At 41.4% G+C, this 6,683-nt stretch carries 8 protein-coding genes; 6 read left to right on the forward strand and 2 right to left on the reverse strand.

The features are described 5' to 3' along the window. Window positions 1-50 precede the first annotated feature (50 nt). From RYK12_RS07515 to ffh, 4 genes are all read left to right on the forward strand, one after another. A complete protein-coding gene (locus RYK12_RS07515) occupies window positions 51-428 on the forward strand; it encodes a DUF1934 domain-containing protein (protein ID WP_004238036.1) in 378 nt (125 codons plus the stop codon). A 90-nt stretch (window positions 429-518) separates the two neighbouring features. Then, window positions 519-851: a putative DNA-binding protein gene (locus RYK12_RS07520; protein ID WP_261240398.1), complete on the forward strand. Its 333-nt coding sequence runs from the start codon at window positions 519-521 to the stop codon at window positions 849-851. Window positions 852-853: 2 nt separating this feature from the next. Further along, window positions 854-1,069: a hypothetical protein gene (locus RYK12_RS07525; RefSeq protein ID WP_060628105.1), complete on the forward strand. Its 216-nt coding sequence runs from the start codon at window positions 854-856 to the stop codon at window positions 1,067-1,069. A 17-nt stretch (window positions 1,070-1,086) separates the two neighbouring features. Continuing rightward, window positions 1,087-2,658 carry a signal recognition particle protein gene (gene ffh, locus RYK12_RS07530; protein ID WP_000863612.1) on the forward strand — a complete coding sequence of 524 codons (1,572 nt, stop codon included), beginning with the start codon at window positions 1,087-1,089 and terminating at the stop codon, window positions 2,656-2,658. 95 nt (window positions 2,659-2,753) lie between these two features. On the opposite strand, the gene RYK12_RS07535 is transcribed toward ffh, so the two are convergent. Together RYK12_RS07535 and rsmG are read right to left on the reverse strand one after the other, a co-directional pair. After that, window positions 2,754-4,037 (reverse strand): solute carrier family 23 protein, encoded by a 1,284-nt coding sequence (locus RYK12_RS07535; protein ID WP_314848226.1) that lies wholly within the window; start codon window positions 4,035-4,037, stop codon window positions 2,754-2,756. A 252-nt stretch (window positions 4,038-4,289) separates the two neighbouring features. Next, entirely contained in the window at window positions 4,290-5,003 is a 714-nt protein-coding gene (rsmG, locus tag RYK12_RS07540) for a 16S rRNA (guanine(527)-N(7))-methyltransferase RsmG (protein WP_314848228.1), read from the reverse strand. A 93-nt stretch (window positions 5,004-5,096) separates the two neighbouring features. Between rsmG and RYK12_RS07545 the strand changes: the two genes are divergently transcribed. Next, window positions 5,097-5,657 carry a LemA family protein gene (locus tag RYK12_RS07545; RefSeq protein ID WP_000219828.1) on the forward strand — a complete coding sequence of 187 codons (561 nt, stop codon included), beginning with the start codon at window positions 5,097-5,099 and terminating at the stop codon, window positions 5,655-5,657. A 1-nt stretch (window position 5,658) separates the two neighbouring features. Next, a complete protein-coding gene (htpX, locus tag RYK12_RS07550; protein ID WP_314848231.1) occupies window positions 5,659-6,558 on the forward strand; it encodes a zinc metalloprotease HtpX in 900 nt (299 codons plus the stop codon). The last annotated feature ends 125 nt before the right edge of the window (window positions 6,559-6,683 follow it).

The following is a 6,683-nucleotide window of genomic DNA, read 5'->3' on the forward strand; positions in this document are numbered from 1 at the left end:
TAGAGTTTTTGGTAAAATAGTAGGACAAGAGAGAAGAAAGAGGACCTGATGTGAAGATTCGGATGCGAAATACGATTCAGTTTGATGAGCAGTTGGAAGTGATTGACCAGCTTTATGATGTGGAAGTGCATGAAAAAGGAGATTATAGCTACCTGCTTTTCTATAATGAGGAAAAGGAAAAAGTGGTTATTAAATTTCATGGTCAAGAACTTGTGATGAGTCGATTTTCTAATCCCAAGACCATTATGCGCTTTCTAAAGGATAGCGATAGTTTAGCCTATATTCCTACACCTATGGGCATGCAGGAGTTTATCATCCAAACGAGCCATTATCAAGTTGATGGGCAAAAGATTGAACTAGATTATCAACTACAAAATCAAGAGGGACATCCCTTTGCCAGCTATCAATTGGAAATTACTTGGGGCTAGTCTCTTGTTTTTTTCAAATTTACCTGGCTATCTTCTCGGATTAGCCTGCTAATGTGGTAGATTAGGCTATTTTTTGGTATAATAAAAGTTATGGAAATTGAAAAAACCAATCGTATGAATGCGCTCTTTGAATTTTATGCGGCGCTTTTGACAGATAAGCAAATGAATTATATCGAGCTCTACTACGCTGATGATTACAGCCTTGCTGAAATTGCTGAGGAATTTGGTGTCAGTCGTCAGGCTGTCTATGATAATATCAAGCGGACAGAAAAGATTCTGGAAGATTATGAGATGAAATTGCACATGTACTCGGACTACATTGTCCGCAGTCAGATTTTTGATCAGATTTTGGAGCGCTATCCCAAGGATGCTTTTCTGCAAGAGCAAATTGAGATTTTGACCAGTATTGATAATAGGGAGTAATCATGGAAAATCTTGTTGTCTATAAAGGAATACCTTGCAAACTATTAGCTGCAGAGGAACCATTTCCTACAAGACTACAAATTCTCTCACCTGATTCTATTCCTCAAGCCCTTAAAGAAGGATTTAGCTGTTGGGGATATCCAAATGAAATCATTAAAGAAGTCACAACCGAAGAACTAGAGAGTTTGCAACATTTCGGACGATTTCCACTGAATTGAAAAAATAGGAGAAAATAATGGCATTTGAAAGTTTAACAGAACGTTTGCAGAACGTCTTTAAAAATCTACGTAAAAAAGGAAAAATCTCTGAAGCCGATGTCCAAGAAGCAACCAAAGAGATTCGCTTGGCCTTGCTTGAAGCCGATGTTGCCTTGCCTGTTGTAAAGGACTTTATCAAGAAGGTTCGTGAGCGTGCAGTCGGGCATGAGGTCATTGATACCCTTAATCCTGCGCAACAAATTATTAAAATCGTTGATGAGGAACTGACAGCTGTTTTAGGTTCTGATACGGCAGAAATTATCAAGTCACCTAAGATTCCTACAATCATCATGATGGTCGGTTTGCAGGGGGCTGGTAAAACAACCTTTGCTGGTAAATTGGCCAACAAACTCAAGAAAGAAGAAAATGCTCGTCCTTTGATGATTGCGGCGGATATTTATCGTCCAGCTGCCATTGACCAGCTTAAGACCTTGGGACAACAGATTGATGTGCCTGTCTTCGCACTTGGAACGGAAGTACCAGCTGTTGAGATTGTTCGTCAAGGTTTGGAGCAAGCCCAAGCCAACCACAACGACTATGTCTTGATAGATACGGCAGGTCGTTTGCAGATTGATGAGCTTTTGATGAATGAGCTTCGTGACGTGAAAGCACTAGCTCAACCAAATGAAATTCTGCTCGTGGTTGATGCTATGATTGGTCAAGAAGCTGCCAATGTTGCGCGTGAGTTCAATGCTCAGTTGGAAGTGACTGGGGTCATCCTTACCAAGATTGATGGGGATACTCGTGGTGGTGCGGCTCTATCTGTTCGTCACATCACAGGAAAACCAATCAAGTTCACTGGTACAGGTGAAAAGATTACGGACATTGAAACCTTCCATCCAGACCGTATGTCTAGCCGTATCCTTGGCATGGGGGATATGCTCACTTTGATTGAGAAAGCTTCTCAGGAATACGATGAGCAAAAAGCCCTTGAAATGGCTGAAAAGATGCGTGAAAACACCTTCGATTTCAATGATTTCATCGATCAGTTGGATCAGGTGCAAAACATGGGACCGATGGAAGACTTGCTCAAGATGATTCCAGGTATGGCCAACAATCCAGCCCTTCAAAATATGAAGGTGGATGAGCGCCAGATTGCGCGCAAACGTGCCATTGTGTCTTCTATGACGCCTGAAGAGCGTGAAAATCCAGATTTGTTAAATCCAAGCCGTCGCCGTCGTATCGCTGCAGGTTCTGGAAATACCTTTGTCGAAGTCAATAAATTCATCAAAGACTTTAACCAAGCTAAACAGCTCATGCAGGGTGTTATGTCTGGCGATATGAACAAGATGATGAAGCAAATGGGTATCAATCCAAATAACCTTCCTAAAAATATGCCAAATATGGGAGGAATGGATATGTCTGCCCTTGAAGGAATGATGGGACAAGGTGGTATGCCTGACTTGTCAGCTCTCGGAGGAGCAGGAATGCCAGATATGAGCCAGATGTTTGGTGGCGGACTCAAAGGTAAAATCGGTGAATTTGCCATGAAACAGTCCATGAAACGAATGGCTAACAAAATGAAAAAAGCGAAGAAGAAACGCAAGTAAGACAAAGGAAGGCCGCAGGGCTTTCCTTTTTTAGAAAGAAGAAAAACGAGCACTTCCGTAATTGGAAATGCTCGTTTTTTGATGTGTTTGGATTCTTAGTCTTTATTTTCGTATGGCAAGATCAAGTTCAAGATGATTCCTGTCATGGCTGATAGGGCAGTTCCTGAAAGGGTAACTGGACCGAGTTTAAGGATAGCTCCTCCAAGTCCAAGGACCAACATAGCACTTGCGATGATTAGGTTACGCATTTGAGCGAAATCAACACGTTCTTTGATCAAGACTTTCAAACCGTTGCTGGCGATAACTCCATAGAGAAGGATTGACATACCACCAAGTACAGCGTTTGGAATAGTTGAAATCAATGCAGTGAATTTACCAAGGAAGCTAAGGGCAATCGCGATAAAGGCAGCGTTACGGATAACTGAGACAGAAGCGATACGAGTCATACCGATAACCCCTGTATTTTCTCCGTAAGTTGTATTGGCTGGTCCACCAAGGAAGGCAGAGACAGAAGTTGCGATACCGTCACCAAGAAGAGTACGATGAAGACCTGGTTCTTTCAAGAATTGACGGCCACAGATTTGACCCAAAACAGTATGGTCTCCGATATGCTCAGAAATTGTTACGATAGCGATTGGCAAGATAGCGATGGTTTCTGGACCAAAGTAAAGATTGTATTCTTTAAAGGCACCACCTGTGCTAAATGGCAAGTAGAAACCAGGAATTTCGAACCAGTTAGCTTTAAGAACTGGTGTAAAGTCAACTAAGCCAAGAGTTAGAGCGAAGAGGTAACCACCGATAATGGCAAAGAGGAATGGAATGATTCGTAGGAATCCTTTTCCTTTTGTATTGATAAAGGCAGCAATCAAGAAAGTAACAACTGCTACAAGAGCATTTTTCCAGTTTCCATCAGCTACAAGACCAGCATTGGTAACAGCTGAACCTGCAAGTCCAAGACCGATAACGATGATCATAGGTCCGATGATGATTGGTGGCAAGAGTTTATCAATCCATTTTGTACCTGCAAAACGAACACCAGCAGCGACAAGGACATAGATAAAACCTGTAAAGATAACCCCTGTTTGTGCAGCTGATACATCCCCTCCTAGTTCCTTCATAGCTAGGGACATTGCTGTGATAAAGGCGAATGATGATCCTAGATAAACTGGAACTCTAAAACCAGTTGAAATCATATAGATGAGTGTCCCAACACCTGAAGCAAAAAGGGCAACAGATACAGGCATTCCCAAAATCAAGGGTACCAAGATGGTCGCACCAAACATGGCGAAAACGTGTTGGAAACTAAGGAGAATTCCTTTTCCAGCCGAAGGACGTTGGTCAACGTCTAGTAACAAATCAACAGTTGATTCTTGTTTCATATAAACCTCACTTTTGGGCATCAAAAAAGAGCCCATTATTTTACAGCAATAGGCCCTCAGAGTAAGACTTCTTTAAAATCTAGACTTTAAAGAGTTTCAAGTATTTCTGCGTCTTCGTCACCTCACGGGATGACATTAAAAACCTTTGCTTAGGATAGTATAGCAGAAAAAAATGATTTTGTAAATCATTTTTTCTCGAGCTCGGAAATGAAAGAGCGAGGTTGACTTTGTAAACATTTTTTACTAAAAAATTTAAAGCGGGCGTTTGTTGGGCATGCCAGCCTTTCTTGGATATTTATTTGGTGTTTCTTTTTTCTTTTCCACCACTGTGATGTAACGCGGATCTCCATTTGGTAGGGCGTAGCTGAGATTGTCTTCGACCTTACTAAAAAGGAGGTTGAGGGCATTCTTAGCTTCTAATAATTCCTCAGGCGCATTGCTGGCCTTGAGTGCCAATAGTTTTCCGCCAACTTTAAGGTAGGGAATAGTTAATTCAGATAGCACTTGCATGCGGGCAACCGCACGAGCCGTTACAAAATCATATTGAGCACGGAAGTTCTTGTCTTGGGCCAAGTCTTCTGCACGTCCATGATAGAAATGAACACCATCCAAATCCAGTTCTTGAGCCAAAAGTTGGAGGAAGTTGATGCGCTTGTTGAGCGAATCAATGATAGTTACATCTAACTGAGGATAGAGGATTTTCATCGGTAGACTAGGAAATCCTGCCCCAGCTCCAATATCAAGCAATTTGATATTTTCATTGGGAATCAAACCTTGCAGAATGGGTGCAATCGAATCGTAAAAATGTTTGAGATAAACTTCATCCTTGTCCGTAATGGCTGTTAAATTAATCTTTTCATTCCACTCGACCAAGAGTTCAAAATAACGTTCAAATTTTTCTTTTTGCTGGTCCGAAAGTGGAAGATTCTGATTGGCAAGCAGGTTGTAAAATGTTTCTGGTTTCATAGTTATTTCCTTCTTTAGTATCATCTTATTTTACCATAATCATTAAAAATTTGATATACTGGTACTAATCTAAAAGTAGAAAGGACTTATATAATGACTTGGATTATTCTTGGAGTTATCGCTCTTGTTGTTATTTTTGTGATTGTTAGCTATAACGGTTTGGTTAAGAATCGTATGCAAACAAAGGAAGCTTGGAGCCAAATTGATGTTCAGTTGAAACGTCGAAATGACCTCTTGCCAAACTTGATTGAGACTGTAAAAGGTTATGCCAAATATGAAGGTTCTACCCTTGAAAAGGTGGCAGAACTGCGTAACCAAGTGGCGGCAGCAACTTCACCAGCAGAAGCTATGAAAGCTAGTGATGCCCTCACTCGTCAGGTTTCAGGTATTTTTGCAGTTGCAGAAAGCTATCCAGATTTGAAAGCTAGTGCAAACTTTGTTAAATTGCAAGAGGAGTTGACAAACACAGAAAATAAAATTTCTTACTCTCGTCAACTTTACAACAGTGTTGTTAGCAACTACAATGTAAAATTAGAAACTTTCCCAAGCAATATTATCGCTGGAATGTTTGGATTTAAAGCAGCAGATTTCCTTCAAACACCAGAAGAGGAAAAGGCAGTTCCTAAGGTTGATTTTAGCGGTTTAGGTGACTAAGATGTTGTTTGATCAAATTGCAAGCAATAAACGAAAAACGTGGATTTTATTGCTGGTATTTTTCCTACTCTTAGCTCTTGTTGGTTATGCGGTTGGTTACCTCTTTATGCGGTCTGGGCTTGGTGGTTTGGTTACCGCACTGATTATCGGCTTTATCTATGCCTTGTCCATGATTTTTCAATCGACAGAGATTGTCATGTCCATGAATGGAGCGCGTGAGGTGGATGAACAAACGGCACCAGACCTCTACCATGTAGTGGAAGATATGGCTATGGTCGCTCAGATTCCTATGCCCCGTGTTTTCATCATTGATGATCCAGCCTTAAATGCCTTTGCGACAGGTTCTAACCCTCAAAACGCAGCGGTTGCTGCGACGTCAGGTCTCCTTGCTATCATGAATCGTGAAGAACTAGAAGCTGTTATGGGACATGAAGTCAGTCATATTCGTAATTACGATATCCGCATTTCGACTATTGCTGTTGCCCTTGCTAGTGCTATCACCATGCTTTCTAGTATGGCAGGTCGTATGATGTGGTGGGGTGGAGCAGATCGCAGACGAAGTGACGATGATAGAGATGGAAATGGTCTTGAAATCATTATGCTAGTGGTTTCCCTACTAGCTATTGTGCTGGCGCCTCTCGCTGCAACCTTGGTGCAACTAGCTATTTCTCGTCAGAGGGAATTCCTAGCTGATGCTTCTAGTGTCGAGTTGACCCGCAATCCTCAAGGGATGATTAATGCTCTACGTAAGTTGGATAATAGTAAACCGATGAGTCGTCCTGTCGATGATGCCAGCAGTGCGCTTTATATCAATGATCCTAAGAAAGGTGGAGGGTTCCAAAAACTCTTTTATACCCACCCACCTATCTCAGAACGGATTGAACGTTTGAAACATATGTAAAATGAAGGCTGGGAAAAAGCCTTTAAAATCTGAAAAACGCATAATATCAGGTGTGCAAAAAACTTGATATTATGCGTTTTATTATGTGACTATTAGTCCGTCTCGCTCCGTTAGGTGCGAGACAA

The organism is uncultured Streptococcus sp. (genome assembly GCF_963518475.1).
Taxonomy (GTDB): Bacteria; Bacillota; Bacilli; order Lactobacillales; family Streptococcaceae; genus Streptococcus.

Excerpts from the sequence above, each read along its gene's own strand:
- htpX (WP_314848231.1), top strand. The coding sequence starts at position 5,659 with ATGTTGTTTGATCAAATTGCAAGCAATAAACGAAAAACGTGGATTTTA.
- rsmG (WP_314848228.1), bottom strand. The coding sequence starts at position 5,003 with ATGAAACCAGAAACATTTTACAACCTGCTTGCCAATCAGAATCTTCCA.
- RYK12_RS07535 (WP_314848226.1), bottom strand. The coding sequence starts at position 4,037 with ATGAAACAAGAATCAACTGTTGATTTGTTACTAGACGTTGACCAACGT.
- RYK12_RS07545 (WP_000219828.1), top strand. The coding sequence starts at position 5,097 with ATGACTTGGATTATTCTTGGAGTTATCGCTCTTGTTGTTATTTTTGTG.
- RYK12_RS07520 (WP_261240398.1), top strand. The coding sequence starts at position 519 with ATGGAAATTGAAAAAACCAATCGTATGAATGCGCTCTTTGAATTTTAT.
- RYK12_RS07525 (WP_060628105.1), top strand. The coding sequence starts at position 854 with ATGGAAAATCTTGTTGTCTATAAAGGAATACCTTGCAAACTATTAGCT.
- ffh (WP_000863612.1), top strand. The coding sequence starts at position 1,087 with ATGGCATTTGAAAGTTTAACAGAACGTTTGCAGAACGTCTTTAAAAAT.